19 protein-coding genes are annotated in these 19,602 nt (G+C 48.7%); 9 read left to right on the top strand and 10 right to left on the bottom strand.

The features are described from left to right. Nucleotides 1-6: 6 nt before the first annotated feature. From WMO29_RS08915 to rpmH, 10 genes are all read right to left on the bottom strand, one after another. The gene (locus WMO29_RS08915; RefSeq protein WP_178038062.1) at nt 7-342 is read right to left on the bottom strand and encodes a DUF2651 family protein; all 336 of its coding nucleotides are present in this window, start codon (nt 340-342) and stop codon (nt 7-9) included. Between the two features lie 25 nt (nt 343-367). Then, nucleotides 368-832, bottom strand: a complete 465-nt coding sequence (locus WMO29_RS08910; protein WP_349164564.1) for a nucleoside deaminase — start codon at nt 830-832, stop codon at nt 368-370. A 236-nt stretch (nt 833-1,068) separates the two neighbouring features. Further along, nucleotides 1,069-1,788, bottom strand: a complete 720-nt coding sequence (gene rsmG / locus WMO29_RS08905) for a 16S rRNA (guanine(527)-N(7))-methyltransferase RsmG (protein WP_349164563.1) — start codon at nt 1,786-1,788, stop codon at nt 1,069-1,071. 120 nt (nt 1,789-1,908) lie between these two features. Continuing rightward, complete coding sequence (gene mnmG / locus WMO29_RS08900; protein ID WP_349164562.1) at nt 1,909-3,786, bottom strand: tRNA uridine-5-carboxymethylaminomethyl(34) synthesis enzyme MnmG; 1,878 nt, start codon at nt 3,784-3,786, stop codon at nt 1,909-1,911. A gap of 76 nt (nt 3,787-3,862) precedes the next feature. Continuing rightward, nucleotides 3,863-5,242 (bottom strand): tRNA uridine-5-carboxymethylaminomethyl(34) synthesis GTPase MnmE, encoded by a 1,380-nt coding sequence (mnmE, locus tag WMO29_RS08895; protein WP_349164561.1) that lies wholly within the window; start codon nt 5,240-5,242, stop codon nt 3,863-3,865. 37 nt (nt 5,243-5,279) lie between these two features. Beyond that, nucleotides 5,280-6,245 carry an RNA-binding cell elongation regulator Jag/EloR gene (jag, locus tag WMO29_RS08890; protein WP_349164560.1) on the bottom strand — a complete coding sequence of 322 codons (966 nt, stop codon included), beginning with the start codon at nt 6,243-6,245 and terminating at the stop codon, nt 5,280-5,282. Nucleotides 6,246-6,263: 18 nt separating this feature from the next. Continuing rightward, nucleotides 6,264-7,523: a YidC/Oxa1 family membrane protein insertase gene (locus WMO29_RS08885; RefSeq protein WP_349164559.1), complete on the bottom strand. Its 1,260-nt coding sequence runs from the start codon at nt 7,521-7,523 to the stop codon at nt 6,264-6,266. Between the two features lie 18 nt (nt 7,524-7,541). Then, on the bottom strand, nt 7,542-7,751 hold the full coding sequence (gene yidD, locus WMO29_RS08880; RefSeq protein WP_178038069.1) for a membrane protein insertion efficiency factor YidD: 210 nt from the start codon (nt 7,749-7,751) through the stop codon (nt 7,542-7,544). After that, the gene (gene rnpA, locus WMO29_RS08875; protein WP_349164558.1) at nt 7,748-8,095 is read right to left on the bottom strand and encodes a ribonuclease P protein component; all 348 of its coding nucleotides are present in this window, start codon (nt 8,093-8,095) and stop codon (nt 7,748-7,750) included. The genes yidD and rnpA overlap by 4 nt, the downstream gene beginning before the upstream one ends. Before the next feature lie 60 nt (nt 8,096-8,155). Next, complete coding sequence (rpmH, locus tag WMO29_RS08870; RefSeq protein WP_158361287.1) at nt 8,156-8,290, bottom strand: 50S ribosomal protein L34; 135 nt, start codon at nt 8,288-8,290, stop codon at nt 8,156-8,158. A gap of 278 nt (nt 8,291-8,568) precedes the next feature. On the opposite strand from rpmH, the gene dnaA reads away from it, so the two are divergent. From dnaA to WMO29_RS08825, 9 genes are all read left to right on the top strand, one after another. Beyond that, nucleotides 8,569-9,942: a chromosomal replication initiator protein DnaA gene (gene dnaA, locus WMO29_RS08865; RefSeq protein WP_349164557.1), complete on the top strand. Its 1,374-nt coding sequence runs from the start codon at nt 8,569-8,571 to the stop codon at nt 9,940-9,942. A gap of 272 nt (nt 9,943-10,214) precedes the next feature. Next, complete coding sequence (dnaN, locus tag WMO29_RS08860) at nt 10,215-11,327, top strand: DNA polymerase III subunit beta (RefSeq protein WP_349164556.1); 1,113 nt, start codon at nt 10,215-10,217, stop codon at nt 11,325-11,327. A gap of 10 nt (nt 11,328-11,337) precedes the next feature. Further along, nucleotides 11,338-11,550, top strand: a complete 213-nt coding sequence (locus WMO29_RS08855; RefSeq protein WP_178038072.1) for an RNA-binding S4 domain-containing protein — start codon at nt 11,338-11,340, stop codon at nt 11,548-11,550. After that, nucleotides 11,547-12,632: a DNA replication/repair protein RecF gene (gene recF / locus WMO29_RS08850; protein WP_349164555.1), complete on the top strand. Its 1,086-nt coding sequence runs from the start codon at nt 11,547-11,549 to the stop codon at nt 12,630-12,632. Before WMO29_RS08855 ends, recF begins: the two co-directional genes overlap by 4 nt. Nucleotides 12,633-12,663: 31 nt before the next feature. Further along, entirely contained in the window at nt 12,664-14,580 is a 1,917-nt protein-coding gene (gyrB, locus tag WMO29_RS08845; protein WP_178038074.1) for a DNA topoisomerase (ATP-hydrolyzing) subunit B, read from the top strand. 54 nt (nt 14,581-14,634) lie between these two features. Then, the gene (gene gyrA, locus WMO29_RS08840; RefSeq protein WP_178038075.1) at nt 14,635-17,130 is read left to right on the top strand and encodes a DNA gyrase subunit A; all 2,496 of its coding nucleotides are present in this window, start codon (nt 14,635-14,637) and stop codon (nt 17,128-17,130) included. A 123-nt stretch (nt 17,131-17,253) separates the two neighbouring features. After that, entirely contained in the window at nt 17,254-17,694 is a 441-nt protein-coding gene (locus tag WMO29_RS08835; RefSeq protein WP_349164554.1) for a DUF2975 domain-containing protein, read from the top strand. Nucleotides 17,695-17,705: 11 nt separating this feature from the next. Beyond that, nucleotides 17,706-17,945 (top strand): helix-turn-helix domain-containing protein, encoded by a 240-nt coding sequence (locus WMO29_RS08830; protein WP_349164553.1) that lies wholly within the window; start codon nt 17,706-17,708, stop codon nt 17,943-17,945. 1 nt (nt 17,946) lies between these two features. Further along, entirely contained in the window at nt 17,947-19,422 is a 1,476-nt protein-coding gene (locus WMO29_RS08825) for a DUF4153 domain-containing protein (RefSeq protein WP_349164552.1), read from the top strand. Nucleotides 19,423-19,602: the final 180 nt, after the last annotated feature.

The following is a 19,602-nucleotide window of genomic DNA, read 5'->3' as shown; positions in this document are numbered from 1 at the left end:
ACCACCTTAGCTTTTTTTCTTAAGTCCTGAAACAAACATTGCTGCAATTCCCAGCAGCAAATAAATCAGAGCATATAAAACAAAGACCGTTTCATTTTTATCAAAAATACTCCAGGCTCCGGCTAAAAAGAGCACTGCAGTTATAACCGGAACAATCCACAGCTCTTTTCTGTCTTTTCCTGCATACACGCCGGCAAGGATTGAGTAAATTGGATTTCCCAGATAAAACAGAATAAAACAAACCGCCATTCCATTGTCACCCTTTACAAAAGAAACCGCAAGCCAGGGCAATATCAGCATAACTAAAGCTGATACCAGAATCCAGAACACCACTTTTTTCATCGCTTTCCTCCCTTTTCCACGTCATTCACCCCTTCTCATGCTTTTCAAAATACGCATTTAAAATCACCAGACTTTCCTCGCGCAGTACACCTGCCGTAACCTGTGGCTGCCAGAAAGAATTGTCAAATACCATTTTAGAACAATTACATCCTTCATTTCCAAGGATTTTCTCCAGTTCCATATTACTTGCAGCATAAACCAGACGTCCCAGTTTTATCCACACCATTGCGCCACTGCACATAAAGCAAGGTTCACAGCTGGAATACATGGTATACTCCTGTAAATCCGTGATACCAGTCTGAGCGCAGAATTCACGAATCAGACCAGCTTCCCCATGAAACGTAGGATCGTGTCTGGTGTAAATTTGATTTTCATTGGTAAAAACCATCTCATTGTCCTTGACAAGTACAGCGCCAAAAGGCTCATTGCCATGCTCCACCGCCAACATGGAAAGCTCGATCGCTTTTCTCATAAAAACTTCATCTTGCATATCTCATTTGCTCCCCTCATCATTCATTTCTAATCCTATTCTAACACCGGAATATTCAAAAAGCCACCTGCAACTTTGCAATAGGAATTTATTTTGTTATCAAATACGATCATTTTTACTGTCATTTCTTAAAGTCCAGAAATAAAAATCCTCCTCCCGGTGGGGATGAGGATTTTTATTTCGTCCATTGTTTGTTTGTAAATCATCACATGTTTCACGTGAAACATCTCACACTCTTAATGCAGCGGCTCCTTGGTTGGCATTCCTGCCTTTCTCGGATATTTCTTTGCCGTCGCCTTCACTTTTTCAATATACAGTAGACAGCGATACATATCTGAACCCGGCAGCATGAATTCCTTCCGCTGTCCAATCCATCCACCCAGAATCTCCACAGCCTTCCCGGCAGCTTCAATCTCCTCCTGTATCTTTCCGGATTTATAGGGTACGAATGCTCCGCCCACCTTTACAAAGGGCAGACAATACTCCGAAAGAGACGCCAAATTTGCCACCGCCCGGGAAACGCAGCAATCGTACTGCTCTCGGTACTCTGCTTTCTTTGCGTATTCTTCCGCTCTTCCATGCAGAGCTTCTACCTGCTCCAGTCCAAGCGCGTCTACAACTTCCTGTAAAAATTTCACTCTCTTGTTCAGAGAATCCAATAGTGTCACCTGAAGCTGTGGGTACACGATTTTCAAAGGAATTCCCGGAAAGCCTGCGCCAGTTCCCACATCGATCCATTTTTCGTTGTCGTCCAGCTCCCGCACTTCCTTTATCATCACACTGTCAATGAAATGCTTCTGCACCACTTCTTCAAATTCTGTAATGGCAGTCAAGTTCATCACTTCGTTTTTTGCGATCAGCATCTCATAATACTGCTCAAACTGCTCCGCCTGCTTTTCGCTCAGTTCTATTTGAATTTTGGAGAATTCGTCCCGAATATACGCTCTCTTATCCATGTTCTATTTCCTTATATTATGCTTTTCTGTTTCAGATGCTTTTTCTTACTTACCTATCCTTTAAAATTCTGAAAAAGTGTCATCCATATTTTTACATTTTTATATCAGTATCCATTCTATTTACTTTTTATGCTCCAGCCACACCAACAGCACCGAGATATCCGCTGGCGACACGCCCGAAATTCGCGAAGCCTGTCCGATAGACAGGGGTCTCACTGCCGTCAGCTTCTGCCTTGCTTCTGTCCGCAGACTGGGCACATCGTCATAATTCAAATCTTCCGGAATCTTTTTATTTTCCAATTTTTGAAATTGTTCTACCTGTCTCATCTGTCGCTGAATATAGCCATCGTATTTCATATGGATATTTACCTGCTCGACCACGCCGCGCATCAGCTCCGGCCTTTGCGGATCCAATGGCGCCAGGATCTCATAGCTGAGCTCCGGTCGCTTAATCAGCTCCGCCAGAGAAATGCCGGAATTCAGCGGTGTACTGCCATGCTCAACCAGAAGCTCCTGCACTTTCTTAGATGTTCCCACGAAGACCTTCTCTACCCTCGCAATTTCCTCCGCAATCTGCCGCTCCTTTTTTAGCAATTTCTGATACCGCTCCTCGGAAATCAGTCCCATCTCATGGCCAATCTTCGTCAAACGCAGATCCGCGTTATCCTGTCGCAGAAGCAGACGGTATTCGGCACGGGACGTCATCATTCGATAAGGCTCCCTATTTTCCTTCGTTACCAGGTCGTCGATCAGAACGCCTATATAGGCCTGGGAGCGATCCAGGATTAGCGGTTCTTCGCCAAGCACGCTTCGCCCCGCGTTGATTCCTGCGATCAGACCCTGAGCCGCCGCCTCCTCATATCCGGAGCTGCCATTAAACTGACCGCCGCTGAACAGGCCGTGCAGCCTTTTAAATTCCAGGGTCGGATAGAGCTGTCTTGCGTCGATACAGTCATACTCAATGGCATAGGCATTTCGTACGATCCGCACATGCTCCAGACCGGCCACTGAGGAATACATGGCGTGCTGCACATCCTCCGGAAGAGAGCTGGACATGCCGCCCACATACATTTCGTTTGTATACAGGCCCTCCGGCTCCAGAAATACCTGATGCCGGTTCTTATCGGCAAAGCGTACTATCTTGTCCTCAATGGACGGACAGTACCGGGGACCGGTTCCCTCGATCATACCGGAATACAGAGGAGAGCGATCAAGATTATCCCGGATAATCTGATGGGTCTTCTCATTGGTATAGGTCAGCCAACAGCTAATCTGGGGCTTCTGAATCTCATCCGGATCGGTCGTAAAGGAGAACGGCACAATCTCCTCATCCCCAAGCTGCTCCTGCATTTTACTGAAATCAATGGAACGCTTATCTACACGGGCCGGTGTTCCGGTCTTAAAACGATACATCTCAATCCCCAGCTTTTTTAAAGAATCTGTCAGATGGGTCGCTGCCTGCAGACCGTTCGGTCCTGTGTAATTGCTGATATCACCATAGATACAGCGCGCCCGCAGATAGGTTCCGGTACAGAGTACCACTGCCTGAGACTCATAGATGGCTCCCGAGGTAGTTTTCACGCCTTTGACGACGCCATCCTCTGCCAAGATTTCCGCCACCTCTGCCTGCACAATAGACAGATGGTCCGTGTTCTCCAGTACCCGGCGCATACTGCGGCTGTATTCCGCCTTGTCCGCCTGCGCCCGCAGGGAATGAACTGCCGGTCCCTTAGATACATTCAGCATTTTCGACTGAATAAAGGTCCGGTCAATATTTTTACCCATTTCTCCGCCCAGCGCGTCAATTTCCCGCACCAGATGCCCTTTGGAGCTTCCGCCTATGTTGGGATTGCAGGGCATCAATGCGATGCTGTCCACACTTACTGTAAAGATAATCGTTTCCAGTCCCATTCTTGCACAGGCAAGAGCAGCCTCACAGCCTGCGTGGCCTGCGCCCACTACTACTACCTGACAGGTTTCCCGATATACATTCTTCATATTCATCACCTGATCTCATATCTAAATTATCGTGATTACGCCATTTTTGCACCAAATGCTTCAGCCTGATCACCTTTTATTTTCCCATACAGAATTTTCCAAATATCTCGTTTGCCAGATCATCGCCAATCTCCTCGCCGATGATAAACCCAAGCGAAGTATACGCATCTTTCAAATCTATCGTAAAGAAATCCTCCGGCATTCCATTTTCGATGCTCTCGATCACCATGGAAAGGCTCTTGGATGCATCCATAAGCGCCTGCTTCTGGCGCAGATTCGTGATCAGCACCTCATCATTAAAATCCACTTCTCCCCGGAAGAACAGACTTCTTATTTTTTCTTCCAGCTCCTGAATGCCCGCTCCTTCCTTTGCGGAAATCACCAGAACCGGATGACCTGTCCTCTCCCGCATGATTTGCGGCGTAATCACCGGATCCAGATCTGATTTATTCAGCAGCACTAATGCTTTTTTACCCTCCAGCAGCTTCAGAATCTCCTCGTCGCTCTCATCCAGCACCCGGGAGCTGTCCGCCACATAGAGGATCAAATCCGCATCCTCCGCCTGTTTTCTGGCCCTCTCCACACCGATCTGCTCTACCACATCTTCAGTGGAACGGATTCCGGCCGTATCCAGAAGCTGCAAAGATACCTCCCCGAGCTGCAGCTGCTCCTCCAGCACATCCCGGGTGGTTCCGGCAATCTCGGTTACGATGGCGCGTTCCTCCCCCAGAAGTACATTTAAAAGGGATGATTTTCCCGCGTTGGGCTTACCCAGGATAACGGTCTTGATTCCTTCCTTCAGCATCCGTCCACTCTCTGAACTTTTCAGCAGCCTCTCCACTTCTGCGGCAATTCCCCGCATTTTTTCCAGAAGCTCCTCGCTGTACCCATCCAGGCTGATATGCTCCGGATCATCCAGCGCTGCTTCCACAAAGGCCATCTCATATAGAATCTGTGCCCGCAGCTTCTCGATCTCCTGCCGCACGTTTCCCTTAAGCTGGGCCAGGGATGATTTGAGAGCCATTTCATTTTTCGACTGAATCAAATCCATGACGGCCTCTGCCTGGGACAGATCCATCCGCCCGTTCAAGAATGCCCTTTTGGTAAACTCCCCCGGCTCCGCGGCTCTGGCGCCATTTTTCAACACGGCCTCCAGAATCTTCTGCATCACCAGCCGTCCGCCGTGACAATCGATCTCCGCCGTATCCTCCGCCGTATAGCTGTGGGGACCACGCATCAGCATCACCAGCACCTCGTCCAGTACCTGTTCGCCATCTACGGCCATGCCGTAATGCACCGTATAACCAGGCTGTTCACTCATTACCTTTTTTTCGTTTTTCGGTCGAAATACTTTCTCCAACACCGCAAAGGCGTCCGTACCGCTGATTCGGATAATACCGATCCCGGCGCTTCCCATGGCCGTCGCTGCTGCTGCTATCGTATCTGTATGATTCATGTCCTGTCTTAACTCCGTTTAGAGAAAAAGGAACGCCTTAGCGTTCCTTTTTCTTATTATAATTTCGATTATAACGTCCTCTGTTCCGGTTACCGTAGTTGTCCAGCTTTACGCCTTCCTTTAAGGTAACCACCACGCGGCGATAAGGCTCCTCACCTTCGCTATGCGTGCATACAAACTTGTCATTCTGAAGCGCGGAATGAATCACCCGTCTCTCATAGGGATTCATGGGCTCTAAGGATACCGGTTTTCTGGTTCTCTTTACCTTCTGGGCAATGTTCTTTGCCAGATTTTCCAGAGTTGCCTTTCTGCGTTCCCGGTAATTCTCAGTATCCACCTTTACACGGATATAATCCTCGGTATTCTTATTAAGCACCAGGCTGGAAAGATACTGAAGAGAATCCAGTGTCTGACCTCTCTTACCGATCAGAACGCCCATATCCGCACCGTCCAGGGTGATATTCATTTCTCTCTCCTGGGGATTCTGGGTGATAACTACGGTCACTTCCATACCCATGGCGCCAAATACATCCTTCAGAAACTTCTCAACCGGAGCGGTATCTACCGGAACAGCCGGCTTCTCCGGCTTCGGAGCCGGTACGGGAGCGGAAGCTTCCTTCTTCTCCTCTTTCTTTACCTCCGGTTTTTCCTTCGGTGCCTCAGCTTTCGGTGCAGCCGGTTTCTTTACTTCTGCAGGCTTCTCTGGCTTTTTCGGCGCTTCTGCCTTCTTTACCGGTTCAACCGGCTTCGGAGTCTCTTTTTTCTCATTGACACGCTCCAGAAGCTTCTCCATCTCTTTATCAGCCTTCAGCTTGGCCTCAATCTCCTCATCGGATTTCTGATGGGCACGAATAACAGCCTTTCTTCCGCCGATTCCAAGAAAACCGGATGTGGGCTGTGTGATTACTTCGTAAGCGACCTTGTCTCTGGTGGTTCCAAGCTGAATCGCTGCTTCCAGAACCGCATCCTCGACTGTTTTTGCGGAAACCTCAATACTTTCCATATCAGACACCCCCGTCTTTTATTTCTTCTTGTTCTTCTCGTCAAACTTTTCTACCATTCTTGCCTTGGCTGCCAGACTTCCCGGCTTTGCCTCGGTGTTCTTATAGAATTCGGTAGAATCCTGAATCTGCTTTGCGCGCTCTGCGGCACTCAGCTCCGGCTTTTTATTCACGGATTTTGCGCTGGTTCTTGCCACGTTGTTCAGCTTCTCAGGCGGCAAACCGTCCTTTTCGCGCTTGCGGTTATATTTCTCGATGTTCTTCTTGATTTCTTCATCAATATCCATCTTGGACAGATACTTATTAATCACGATCTGCTGGACCATACGAACCACACCGCTCATAACCCAGTACAGACCCACACCTACGGGAAGCACCGCACAGAAGTATACGGACATCAGCGGCATGAAGTTGTTCACGGCCTTCATGGACTGCATCATCTCGTTGTTGGAATCGTCGCCGCCATTGGCTGCTGCCTGGGGCATCAGACGGACGCTCACCCACTGGGTCAGACCTGCCAGTACCGGAATCGCGATAGCCGCGAGCAGGAACAGATAATTATGCTCACCCAGATACTGCTTTGCGCTGTACCACGGGGAATTGGCGATATTCAGTCCAAAGAAATTATTAAAACCGTCCAGAGTCTGACGCGCTGTCTCCATAACGGAGCTTAAGTCCGGAAATGCGGCTGCTACGCTGTCCCACTCTGTAGTGGACGCTTTATTCAGTACGTCAATGATGGTGTTCTCAGTAAAGCCCTGCTTCTTGAACTGCGCCGCACTCTTCAGACCCATAATGACGTCCTGGGCACCCTTGCTGTTCATCAGCTCAGTAACCAGCGGATAGTAAGCAGCTTTTACCTTATCTACATAAGCCGGAATTGCGTATACCACCCGGTATACAGCCAGCAGAACCGGCAGCTGAATCAAAAGCGGCAGACAGCTTCCCGTCTGGGATGTGCCGTACTTTGCGTACACAGCCTTCATCTCGTCCTGCATCTTTACCATGGATACCTGATCCTGCTTACCCTGATACTTCTTCTGAATGGCCTGAATCTCCGGATTCATGCGGACAGACATTCTGGCAACCTTCTGCTGCTTATAAGTCAGCGGAATCATCAGAGTGTATACTACAATGGTAAATAAAATAATGGCCAGACCTACGCTGGGTGTTCCCATGGAATACAGTAAATCAAAAATACGCTCAATCAACCATCCCAGAATTGCCGCAAACTGGCTTAAAATCGGCGTCGCGTTCCGGGTCAAAAATAAACCTGTCAATGAATGAATCCTCCTTAACTATGGTACGGGATCATATCCACCACTGGAAAACGGGTTGCATCTTAAAATTCTCCAGGCGGCAAGAACGCTTCCTTTGACAGCTCCGTATTTCTGAATAGCTTCCAGACCATACTGAGAGCAGCTGGGATAATAAGGACACTTTGTACGTTTCATCGGCGATAGATATTTCTGATAAAATTGAATCAATCTGATCAATACAATTTTCATTCTTTTTTTAAAACTCCCTGAAGCTTTCCCAAGTGAAGCAGCGCGCTTTCGATCTCTCTCATTCCCCGATCCTTCGCGCTGACCCTTGCGATGACTACCATGTCCAAACCACTATTGAACATGTCTTCATGCAGTCTGTAACTTTCCCGAATCAATCTGGTGATTCTGTGCCGCACAATGCTGTTGCCAACCTTTTTGCTGACAGAAACACCGAGACGATTCTTCTCCAGACCGTTCTCCTTCACATATAGTACCAGATAACGGTTGGCACGGGACTTTCCTTCCTTATATAAAAGCTGAAAATCCCGGTTCTTTTTCAAAGATTCTGAATGCGGATACCTCATACACTCTCCACTTAAAGTCTCTACAAACTTAAAGAGAAAAAAAGGCCACATATATGCGGCCTACGCGGATAATTTCTTTCTTCCCTTTAATCTTCTGGCAGCTAATACCTTTCTTCCGCCAGGAGTGCTCATTCTAGCTCTAAATCCGTGAACCTTTGCTCTGGATCTTTTCTTCGGTTGAAATGTCATCTTCATGGTGCCTACACCTCCTATCTACAAAATATCATTTCAATTATATTCATAAAAGCCCATAAAGTCAAGCAATTTGGCGCTAAAATTCATTTTCTTCCCGGATTTTATATATCTTGTGGCTGTTTTTGAGTTATCCACAAGATGTGGATAAAATGTGGATAATAAGTGGATAACCTGATTTTTCTGCTTGATCGCCGTCCGGATTTGGTATATTATTGATTATAGGATAAATTGCTCTTTTTGCGTAAAATTCGTGAAAAAGGGCACTGAGGAGATAAATGATGAATCTGATAAAAGAAAAATGGAGCGAAATTCTCGAACACGTCCGGAAGGAGCATGAGCTTTCGGATATTTCCTTTGAGACCTGGCTGCTCCCACTGACAGTCTACAGCACTGACAATCATGTAGTGAAGATCATCGTTCCCATGGGCGAACAGATGATTACGTATTTGAATTCCAAATTTAAGACGCCGATTTTTGTGGCCATTGCCGAATTTACCGGCGAGAAATACGAAGTAGAATTCATCACTGAGAAAGAAGCCATGGAGCAGAAAATCACGGAAGTGCCTGCTTCTTCTTCCGCTGCGCCCGCAGAGCGCCCGGTGAACAGTCCGGATTTTGAAAAATCCAATATCAACCCGAAGTTTACCTTCGACACCTTTGTGGTCGGCAGCAACAACAAGTTTGCCCACGCCGCGTCCCTGGCCGTTGCCGAGACACCCGGTAAAGTGTATAACCCTCTTTTCCTGCATGGAGGCGTAGGACTGGGAAAAACCCATCTGATGCACGCCATTGCCAACCATATTTTAAAGGAAAATCCCAATATGAAAGTGCTCTACGTCACCAGTGAGTACTTCACCAACGAGCTGATCGAAACTCTGCGAATGGGCGATCCCTCCGGTATGACCCGCTTCCGTGAGAAATACCGCAACATCGACGTACTGCTCATCGACGACGTGCAGTTCATCATCGGTAAGGAGAGTACGCAGGAGGAATTCTTCCATACCTTCAATGCCCTTCACACGGCCAATAAGCAGATCATCATCTCCAGTGACCGGCCACCCAAGGATATTGAGACGCTGGAGGAACGTCTGCGGACCCGTTTTGAATGCGGTCTGATCGCCGATGTGTCTTCCCCGGATTTCGAGACCAGAATGGCCATCCTGCGGAAAAAAGAAGAACTGGAAGGCTATCATATCGACGACGACATCATTACCTATATCGCTACGAATATCAAGTCCAACATCCGTGAGCTGGAGGGTGCCTTCAACCGTCTGATCGCCCTTTCCACCCTGGAAAAACGGCCTATCGATATGCTGCTGGCTGAGGAAGCCATCAAGGATATTATTTCTCCGGGCGAGAGCCGGAAAGTGACGCCGGAGCTGATCATCGAGATCGTGGCGGAGCATTTCCATATTACGCCCGCCGACATCTACAGCAACAAGCGTACCGCCAATATCGCCTACCCCCGTCAGATTGCCATGTACCTCTGCAAGGAAAACGGCACGACGCTGAAGAAAATCGGCGACATCATGGGGGGCCGCGACCACACCACTGTCATGCACGGGGTTGAGAAAATCGAAAAGGAACTACAGAACAATGATTCCACTATCCGCACCATCGGAACTATCCGAAAAAAAATAAGCCCCAACTGATCCACGGACTTATCAACATTTTGCTGTGGACAAGTATGTTGATCCTGTGGGGAAAACCTTTTGCCGGTTTGGGCCATGTGTATAACCCCTTCCGTTCAGGGTCAGTTATACAGTACTTTTTCACATAGTTATCCTTTGCCTGAAGCCTTGATTTTAAAGGCCTCAGACCACTTATCAACATATTCACAGTCCCTACTACGGATACGACGGATTATTTTATATATTTATCTATATCCCCCTCCGGGGAACATCTGAAAGGAGTTATACACATTATGAAGTTTGTCTGCAAAAAAACAGACCTTTTAAAGGGTGTTAATATTGTTTTGAAAGCAGTTCCTTCCAAGACAACCATGTCCATTCTGGAATGCATCTTAATTGATGCATCTGCAGGACAGATCAAAATGACAGCCAACGATATGGAGCTGGGTATTGAAACCGTGATCGAAGGAGATATCCGGGAAAAAGGAATCATTGCCATTGACGCCAAGATTTTTTCCGAAATCGTAAGAAAGCTTCCGGACAATGACGTTACCATTGAAACCGACGCTAATTTCCAGATGCTGATCTGTTGTGAAAAGGCGCGCTTCAGCATCGCAGGAAAATCCGGTGAGGATTTTTCTTATCTTCCTTATATTGAAAAGGCGGAGCCGGTGGTAGTTTCTCAGTTCAGTCTCCGGGAAGTAATTAAACAGACTATTTTTTCCATTTCTGATAATGAAAGCAATAAAATGATGACCGGTGAGCTCTTTGAGATCAGTGGCAGCCACTTAAAGGTGGTTTCTCTGGACGGTCATCGTGTATCCATCCGGAATCTGGAGCTGAAAGGGGAATATCAGCCGAGAAAGGTGATCGTACCCGGCAAGACTCTGATCGAAGTCAGCAAGATTCTTTCCGGCGAGCTGGACGCTCTGGTGAATCTGTTCTTCACCAAGAATCACATCGTATTTGAGTTTGATGAGACCACCGTGGTATCCCGTCTGATCGAGGGCGAGTATTTCCGCATCGAGCAGATGCTTTCCACGGATTATGAGACCAAGGTAAGGGTCAATAAGAAGGAACTTCTGAACTGTATCGATCGTGCGACCCTGCTGATCCGCGAGAGTGACAAGAAGCCCATCATCATCCAGATCGAGGATGGAGAAATGCGCCTGAAGCTGACCTCCGGCGTGGGTTCCATGAACGAGGAGATCGTCATAGAAAAAGAGGGTAAGGACATTCTGATCGGCTTCAATCCGAAGTTTATGATCGACGCCCTGCGCGTCATCGACGACGAAATGGTGACCTTGTATCTGGTAAATCCCAAAGCGCCCTGCTTTATCCGGGATGAGAAGGAATCTTATATTTATCTGATTCTTCCGGTAAACTTCAGCAGCGCTTCTGTATAAAGGAGATATTATGGAATATATCGAAGTAGCGATCCGCGATGAATTTATCCGGCTGGGCCAAGCCATGAAGTTGGCCGGTATCCTTTCCCTGGGATCGGATATTAAGTACGAGATCGTGGACGGCAATGTAAAGGTAAACGGCGAAGTGGAGGAGCGCAGAGGCCGCAAGCTCCACAAGGGCGATATTTTTACCTATCAGGGGCAGGATTATAAAATCGTATGATCATTGAATCCATGGAACTGAAGAATTTCCGAAATTACAGGGAATTACAGCTTCATTTTGATGCAAAAACCAACATTTTCTACGGCGACAATGCTCAGGGAAAGACGAATATACTGGAAGCCGTGTATTTAAGCGGAACCACTAAATCCCACAAGGGCAGCCGGGATCGGGATATGATTCTTTTCGGCGAGGACGAAGGGCATCTTCGAACCTTTGTGAAAAAGGGTGAGATCGAATATCAGATTGATATTCACCTGAAGAAAAACAAGACCAAGGGCATCGCCATCAATGGGGTACCGATTCGGAAGGCCAGCGAGCTTTTCGGCATTGCCAATTTTGTATTTTTTTCTCCGGAGGACTTAAGCATTATCAAACAGGGTCCCGGGGAGCGCCGCCGATTCCTGGATATGGAGTTATGTCAACTTGATAAAGTATATCTTCACCATCTGGCCAACTACAACCGCATCGTGGTGCAGCGCAATAAGCTCTTAAAGGATCTGAGCTTCCGGCCAGAACTTAAGGATACCTTGGATATCTGGGATATACAGATGGCAGAATATGGTAAAAAGATCATTGAAAGCAGGAATGCGTTTATTGAGTCTCTGGGAGAAATCATTCGCGGAATCCATGAAAAGCTTTCCGGCGGTAAAGAGGAGCTGACGCTTTCCTACGAGAAACATGTGGGAGCGGAGGAGCTTTACGATGCTATTACCCGGAGTCGGGATCGGGATATCCGCATGAAGACCTCGAATGTGGGTCCTCATCGGGACGATCTGATGTTCGCCATCGGCGGTGTCGATATTCGGAAATTCGGTTCCCAGGGACAGCAGCGGACAGCGGCCCTTTCCCTGAAGTTATCGGAGATTGAACTGGTCAAACAGGTGATTCACGATACGCCGGTTTTACTTTTGGACGATGTGTTGTCTGAACTGGATCATAACCGGCAAAACTATTTATTAGACAGTATTCATGATATTCAGACCATGATAACCTGTACGGGTCTGGATGAGTTTGTAAATCACAGGTTTTCGATCAACCGGGTTTTCCGTGTGGTCGAGGGCGCTGTATACAGCGAAAATTAGGAACTTAAAATAAGCAATAGGAGGATTGGAAATGAGCGCAGAATACGGAGCAGATCAAATCCAGATTTTGGAAGGACTGGAAGCAGTCCGGAAGAGACCTGGTATGTACATTGGAAGCACCTCCTCCCGTGGACTTCATCATCTGGTTTATGAGATTGTAGACAATTCCGTGGATGAGGCCCTGGCAGGCTTCTGCAAAAATATTGACGTGACGATTCAGAAGGATAATTCTATTACAGTTACTGACGATGGACGCGGCATTCCGGTGGGAATCAATCACAAGGCCGGCATTCCGGCGGTGGAGGTAGTCTTTACCGTGCTTCATGCAGGCGGAAAGTTCGGCGGTGGAGGATACAAGGTGTCCGGAGGTCTGCACGGCGTAGGAGCCTCCGTAGTCAATGCTCTTTCCGAATGGCTGGAGGTTCGTATCTGCAGCGAGGGCAGGATTTATTTCCAGCGGTATGAGAGAGGCCATGTGGTAGAGCCGCTGAAGGTAATCGGAGAATGCGATCCGGAGAAAACCGGTACCCAGGTAAGTTTTCTGCCGGATAAAGAGATCTTTGAGGAGACTGTTTACGATTATGATGTGCTGAAGGTACGTCTGCGGGAAATGGCTTTTCTGACCAAGGGCCTGAATATCATTCTCCGTGATGATCGCCAGGAGCCCCAGTACAAGAAGGAGTTCTGTTATGAGGGCGGTATCAAGGAGTTTGTAAGCTACCTGAACCGATCAAAGACGGCCCTGTACGATCAGATCATTTACTGCGAGGGTACGGTAAATGATGTGGTTGTAGAGGTGGCACTGCAGCACAATGATTCTTATACGGAGAACTGCTACAGCTTTGTAAATAACATCAATACTCCGGAGGGTGGCACCCATCTGACCGGCTTTAAAAACGCGCTGACCAAGACCTTCAATGATTACGCGCGGAAAAATAAGCTCCTGAAGGACAGCGAGCCCAGTCTGAACGGCGATGATATCCGCGAGGGACTGACTGCCATCATCAGCATTAAGATCGGCGAGCCCCAGTTCGAGGGTCAGACCAAGCAGAAGCTGGGTAACAGCGAAGCCCGTGGAGCCGTGGATAACGTGGTTTCCGAGCAGCTGATGATTTTCCTGGAGCAGAATCCCATGGTAGCCAAGGTGATTCTGGAAAAATCCATTCTGGCCCAGCGTGCCCGTGAGGCAGCGAGAAAAGCCCGCGACCTGACTAGAAGAAAGACCGCTCTCGATGGTATGGCTCTGCCCGGAAAGCTGGCAGACTGCTCTGATAAGAATCCGGAGAACTGCGAGATCTACATCGTAGAGGGAGATTCCGCAGGCGGCTCCGCCAAGACGGCCCGTTCCCGCGCGACCCAGGCGATCCTGCCCCTGCGCGGTAAGATTCTGAACGTGGAAAAGGCCCGTCTGGATAAGATTTACGCCAATGCGGAGATCAAGGCTATGATTACCGCCTTTGGTACCGGTATTCATGATGATTTTGATATCAGCAAGCTTCGGTATCACAAGATCATTCTGATGACCGATGCCGATGTGGACGGCGCGCATATCAGCACCTTGCTTCTTACATTTATTTACAGATTTATGCCGGATCTCATCAAGGAGGGCTATGTATATCTGGCCCAGCCGCCTCTCTATAAGCTGGAGCGGAACAAAAAGGTCTGGTATGCCTACAGTGATCAGCAGCTTGCCGATATTCTGAATGAGGTAGGCCGTGATACCAACAACAAGATCCAGCGTTATAAAGGTCTGGGTGAGATGGACGCCGAGCAGCTCTGGGAGACCACCATGGATCCGGAGCGGCGTATCCTGAAGCGCGTAACCATGGAGGACGCGGATTCCGCGGAGATCGATCTGACCTTCAATACCCTGATGGGCGATAAGGTAGAGCCGAGACGGGAATTCATCGAAACCAACGCAAAATACGTGAAAAACTTAGACATTTAACAGTTCAGCCCTGGCGCGGCTGAACGTCCGTAACCTAGTAAGGGAGAATAGAAAATGGAAGACAATATCTTTGACAAAATCCATGACGTGGATTTGAAAAAGACCATGGAGGATTGTTATATCGATTATGCCATGAGCGTAATCGCTGCCCGTGCCCTTCCGGATGTCCGGGACGGTTTAAAGCCGGTACAGCGGCGTGTGCTTTATTCCATGATCGAGCTGAATAACGGACCGGATAAGCCCCACAGAAAGTGCGCGCGTATCGTCGGCGATACCATGGGTAAATATCACCCCCATGGAGACAGCTCCATCTACGGAGCCCTGGTTAATATGGCCCAGGACTGGTCCACCCGTTATCCGCTGGTAGACGGACACGGAAATTTTGGTTCCGTGGACGGTGACGGCGCTGCGGCAATGCGATATACAGAGGCCCGCCTGAGTAAAATTTCCATGGAAATGCTGGCGGACATCAATAAAAATACCGTAGACTTTGTACCGAACTTCGATGAAACCGAGAAGGAGCCTGCTGTGCTGCCCTCCCGTTTCCCTAATCTGCTGGTCAACGGAACCACAGGTATCGCAGTCGGCATGGCCACCAACATTCCGCCCCACAACCTGCGCGAGGTGGTAAAGGCGGTGGTGAAGCTTATCGATAACCGGATCGAAGAGGATCGGGATACCACCATCGAAGAAATCTTAAAGATTGTCAAGGGACCGGATTTCCCCACAGGCGCGGAGATTCTCGGAACCCGCGGCATTGAGGAGGCATACCGTACCGGCCGGGGCAAGATCCGGGTGCGCGCGGTTACCAATATAGAGACCATGAGCAACGGCAAGAGCCGTATCGTGGTAACAGAGCTTCCCTATATGGTCAATAAGGCGCGGCTGATCGAGAAGATCGCCGAGCTGGTAAAGGAGAAGCGGATCGACGGTATCACCTACATTGGCGATGAATCCAGCCGGGAAGGCATGCGGATCAACATTGAGCTCCGTAAGGACGCCAACGCCAATGTAATTTTAAATCAGCTGTATAAGCACACACAGCTTCAGGATACCTACGGTGTGATTATGCTGGCTCTGGTAAATAACGAGCCGAAGGTGCTGAATCTTCTGGATATGCTGAAGTATTATCTGCTTCACCAGGAAGACGTAGTGACCCGCCGTACCAGATACGATCTGAACAAGGCGGAGGAGCGCGCCCATATCTTAAAGGGTCTGCTGATTGCCCTGGATCATATCGACGAAGTAATCCGGATTATCCGCGGCTCCCGGTCTACGCCGGAGGCGAAGCAGAAGTTGATGGATCGCTTTGAACTGGACGATGTACAGGCACAGGCTATCGTAGATATGCGTCTGCGTACACTGACCGGTCTGGAACGGGAGAAGCTGGAGGCAGAATATAAGGCGCTGATGGAGCAGATTGATTACCTGAAGGGAATTCTGGCAGATGAGAAAAAGCTGCTGGGCGTCATCAAGGAAGAGATTACCGTAATTGCAGATAAATACGGCGACGATCGCCGGACCAGCATCGGCTTTGACGAATTTGATTTGTCCATGGAGGATCTGATTCCGGAGGAGGACGTGGTTATTACCATGACCAATCTGGGTTATATCAAGCGTATGACCACGGATAATTTCAAAAGCCAGAACCGTGGCGGCAAGGGAATCAAGGGTATGCAGACCATCAATGAGGATTACATTGAGGATCTGATGATGACCACTACCCACCATTACATCATGTTCTTTACCAATACCGGTAAGGTTTACCGTCTGAAGGGCTATGAGATTCCGGAGGCCAGCCGGACTTCGAGAGGAACCGCGATTATCAACCTTCTGTCTCTGCAGCCGGGAGAGAAGATCACAGCGGTGATTCCCATCAAGGAGTACGAGGAAGGCAAGTATCTGTTCATGGCCACCAGAAACGGCCTGGTGAAGAAAACGGCTATCCGGGAATACGCCAATGTGAAGAAATCCGGACTGGTTGCGATCAACCTCCGAGATAATGACGAGCTGATCGAGGTAAAATATACCAACAATGAGCAGGACGTATTCCTGATTACCAAGTATGGTATGTGCATCCGTTTCCGCGAGACAGACGTGAGAGCCACCGGCCGCGCGTCCATGGGCGTCATTGGTATGAATCTGACCGATCAGGACGAAATCGTGGCTATGCAGGTGCGCAGCCAGGGCGAGTATCTTCTGGTAGTATCCGAAAAGGGTCTGGGTAAGCGAACCGGCATGGATGAGTTTACGGTACAGAACCGTGGCGGCAAGGGCGTGAAGTGCTATAAGATCACCGATAAGACCGGAAATGTGGTCGGCGCTAAGGCAGTCAACGAGGACAATGAGGTAATGCTGATTACCACAGAGGGAATCATTATCCGGATTCCCTGCGGCGGTATTTCCATCGTAGGCCGTATCGCATCCGGCGTGAAGCTTATGAACGTGGATTCCGAAAATGTATCGGTCGCAAGTATCGCGAAGGTGCGGGAGCAGATGAACAAGGACGATTCTGTGGAAGAGATTGAGAATTCTGAAACGGAAGAATAAAATATCGAAAATCAATAAAAACATATTGAAAAACAATAAATAAAGTGGTAAGATACAGGTATCTGAAAGGGATAGCTGTATCTTACTATTTTTTTTAACGTAATTTCATTACAGGAGGTAATTATGAAAGTGACGAAATTTACAAAGGCTTTTCTGGATTTCATGCTCTGGGCGGGGATTCTGGCGGCTTTCAGTCTTCCGGTTTCCCTGAAAATCCTGGGAGACTATTTTCCGGAGTATCGGCGGTATTACCTGCCGCTTTTGGTGTTCCTGTTTCTCTCCGGCATTTTCGCGGTGCTGATTATCCGGGAGCTCCGCTCTATGTTCCGGACGGTTCTTGCTTCCGACTGCTTCGTGGAGAAGAACGTAACCAGTTTGAAGAGAATGTCGGTTTACAGCTTCTGCATTGCGGGACTGACCGTGATTCGATTATTTCTGGCGATGACCCCGGCGGCTATGGTGGAGGTGCTGGTGTTCCTGATCGCGGGGCTGTTCAGCCGGGTGCTGGCAGATGTCTTCGATCAGGCTGTTACCTACAAGCTGGAAAATGATTTAACCATATAGGGGGATTTGAGATGTCAATTCGTATCAATCTGGACGTGATGATGGCCCGGCGGAAAATCGGCCTCACGGAGCTTTCCCAGGAGGTAGACGTGACCATGGCCAATCTGTCCATTTTAAAAAATAACAAGGCAAGGGCAGTACGGTTTTCAACGCTGAACGCCATCTGTAAAGCGCTGGACTGTCAGCCCGGCGATATTCTGGAATACGTTCCGGAGGGTGACGGCGCGGAGGTCAGTGAGGAGGAATTCTAACATGAAGCTGTCGAAAAAGCTGGAAAAGTTCAGCCATCTGCAATTACTGTTTGGATTTTCGCTTTTTTATGTTTTCTGTTTGTATGACAATGTTTCAGGCGTGCTGTATCCGGTATTCCTGACCGGGATGCTTATGATGTATCAGTGCCTGATGGAGCAGGCCGGGCGATCGATCAAAAAAGACTCGAAGCTTTATATGCTGGCCATTCTGCTTCTGGGAATATCTACCTTTCTGACCGGCAATTTCATCATCATCTGGTGCAATAAGCTGGCGGTCTGGGTATTGTTTGGCATTCTGCTTCTGCATGATGGCTATGAGGATCAAAAATGGACGGTATTTCGCTATGTGGGCGGTTTATGGGAGCTGGCAATGATGACACTGGCCCATCTTTTCACGGTGTTCCCGGAGCTGGCCAAAAGCCGGAGAGTGTGGAAGGAGCAGGCCGGAGCCGGTGAAAAGAAGCAGAATGGGAAACTGATTTATGTGATCCTGGGCATTCTGGTGGGCGTAACCCTGCTCTGCCTGATTCTGCCGCTTTTGATTTCCGCCGACGCGGTCTTCGATCAGATGCTGGGCGGCGCGTTCGACTGGGTGGTGCGGGTGCTCAGCCGTATCATCCTTCCGACGAAGCTGCTCCTTATGACACTGATGTTTCTTTGGGGTCTGATGTTCTTCTTCGGCATCTACAGTGCTGTAAAGAACCGAAAGCCTCAGACGGAAGAAAAGGATCTGCGCACCCAGGAGCCGGTTTTAGCGATTACGGTGCTGGCTGTGATTGGCGTCGTATATCTGCTGTTCTGTATGGTACAGATTTCCTATCTGTTCACCGGCGGCTTCACCCTGCCGGCGGAATATTCCTACGCAGGATTTGCCAGACAGGGCTTCTTCCAGCTTCTGTTTGTCAGCGGGCTGAATCTTATGCTGGTGCTGGTGACCTTAAGCTTTTTCCGGGAAAATACAGCGCTGAAAATCATGCTGACCTTCCTTTCCGCCTGCACGTACATCCTGATCATTTCCTCGGCCTGCCGGATGTTCCTGTACATTCAGGCCTATCAGTTAACTCGGCTTCGGGTACTGGTGCTGTTTGCGCTGCTGGTGTTGGCGGTGCTGTTTGCGGGCGTGATCCGGAGCATTTATCAGGAGCGTTTTCCAATGATCCACTACAGCGTGGCAGTGGTCGCCGTGTTGTATCTGGTTCTGTCCTTCAGCCACATGGACGCCTGGATTGCCTCCTACAATATCGCCCACGATCAAACCAGCTATCTTTATGAGCTGTCTACCGACGCGTCGGGCCCGATGCTGAAGGCAGTAAAGGAAGGAACCGCAGAGGTGGAAATGACGCGGGCATATTTTTCTATGAACAAGTATCAGGCGGAGGCGCACAGCGGAATGAGAAAGTTCAATGTGTCGGAATTTCTGTTCGGGCTGCGATGTAAAGAATACTTCTGTGGGAATACCGGCGCGCCGCTGGAATAAGAGGCGGCGATTCGGCAGAGCCTGCGCCAGTGAAAAATCAGGTAATTCAGCAGAGCCCGCGCCGTCGGAACTTTAGGATGACAAATGAAGTGCTTTATACTATAATTACATTGAATTCGTGTACCTTTCCCGGTAATGCGGATTCAATGTAATTTTTTTGACCTGAAATACTTTCTGAAA

Source organism: Laedolimicola intestinihominis (assembly GCF_040096155.1).
In the GTDB taxonomy this organism is placed as follows: domain Bacteria; phylum Bacillota; class Clostridia; order Lachnospirales; family Lachnospiraceae; genus Laedolimicola; species Laedolimicola intestinihominis.
Note: the sequence above shows the minus strand (reverse complement) of the source record. Positions and strands in the feature narration are given on the sequence as shown.

Coding starts and splice junctions, on each gene's coding strand:
- mnmG (WP_349164562.1), bottom strand. CDS start 3,786: ATGAAGAATGTATATCGGGAAACCTGTCAGGTAGTAGTAGTGGGCGCA.
- WMO29_RS08825 (WP_349164552.1), top strand. CDS start 17,947: ATGAAGCTGTCGAAAAAGCTGGAAAAGTTCAGCCATCTGCAATTACTG.
- gyrB (WP_178038074.1), top strand. CDS start 12,664: ATGAGCGCAGAATACGGAGCAGATCAAATCCAGATTTTGGAAGGACTG.
- WMO29_RS08910 (WP_349164564.1), bottom strand. CDS start 832: ATGCAAGATGAAGTTTTTATGAGAAAAGCGATCGAGCTTTCCATGTTG.
- WMO29_RS08915 (WP_178038062.1), bottom strand. CDS start 342: ATGAAAAAAGTGGTGTTCTGGATTCTGGTATCAGCTTTAGTTATGCTG.
- dnaN (WP_349164556.1), top strand. CDS start 10,215: ATGAAGTTTGTCTGCAAAAAAACAGACCTTTTAAAGGGTGTTAATATT.
- jag (WP_349164560.1), bottom strand. CDS start 6,245: ATGGAAAGTATTGAGGTTTCCGCAAAAACAGTCGAGGATGCGGTTCTG.
- WMO29_RS08830 (WP_349164553.1), top strand. CDS start 17,706: ATGTCAATTCGTATCAATCTGGACGTGATGATGGCCCGGCGGAAAATC.
- rpmH (WP_158361287.1), bottom strand. CDS start 8,290: ATGAAGATGACATTTCAACCGAAGAAAAGATCCAGAGCAAAGGTTCAC.
- rsmG (WP_349164563.1), bottom strand. CDS start 1,788: ATGGATAAGAGAGCGTATATTCGGGACGAATTCTCCAAAATTCAAATA.
- rnpA (WP_349164558.1), bottom strand. CDS start 8,095: ATGAGGTATCCGCATTCAGAATCTTTGAAAAAGAACCGGGATTTTCAG.
- yidD (WP_178038069.1), bottom strand. CDS start 7,751: ATGAAAATTGTATTGATCAGATTGATTCAATTTTATCAGAAATATCTA.
- WMO29_RS08855 (WP_178038072.1), top strand. CDS start 11,338: ATGGAATATATCGAAGTAGCGATCCGCGATGAATTTATCCGGCTGGGC.
- dnaA (WP_349164557.1), top strand. CDS start 8,569: ATGAATCTGATAAAAGAAAAATGGAGCGAAATTCTCGAACACGTCCGG.
- gyrA (WP_178038075.1), top strand. CDS start 14,635: ATGGAAGACAATATCTTTGACAAAATCCATGACGTGGATTTGAAAAAG.
- recF (WP_349164555.1), top strand. CDS start 11,547: ATGATCATTGAATCCATGGAACTGAAGAATTTCCGAAATTACAGGGAA.
- WMO29_RS08835 (WP_349164554.1), top strand. CDS start 17,254: ATGAAAGTGACGAAATTTACAAAGGCTTTTCTGGATTTCATGCTCTGG.
- mnmE (WP_349164561.1), bottom strand. CDS start 5,242: ATGAATCATACAGATACGATAGCAGCAGCAGCGACGGCCATGGGAAGC.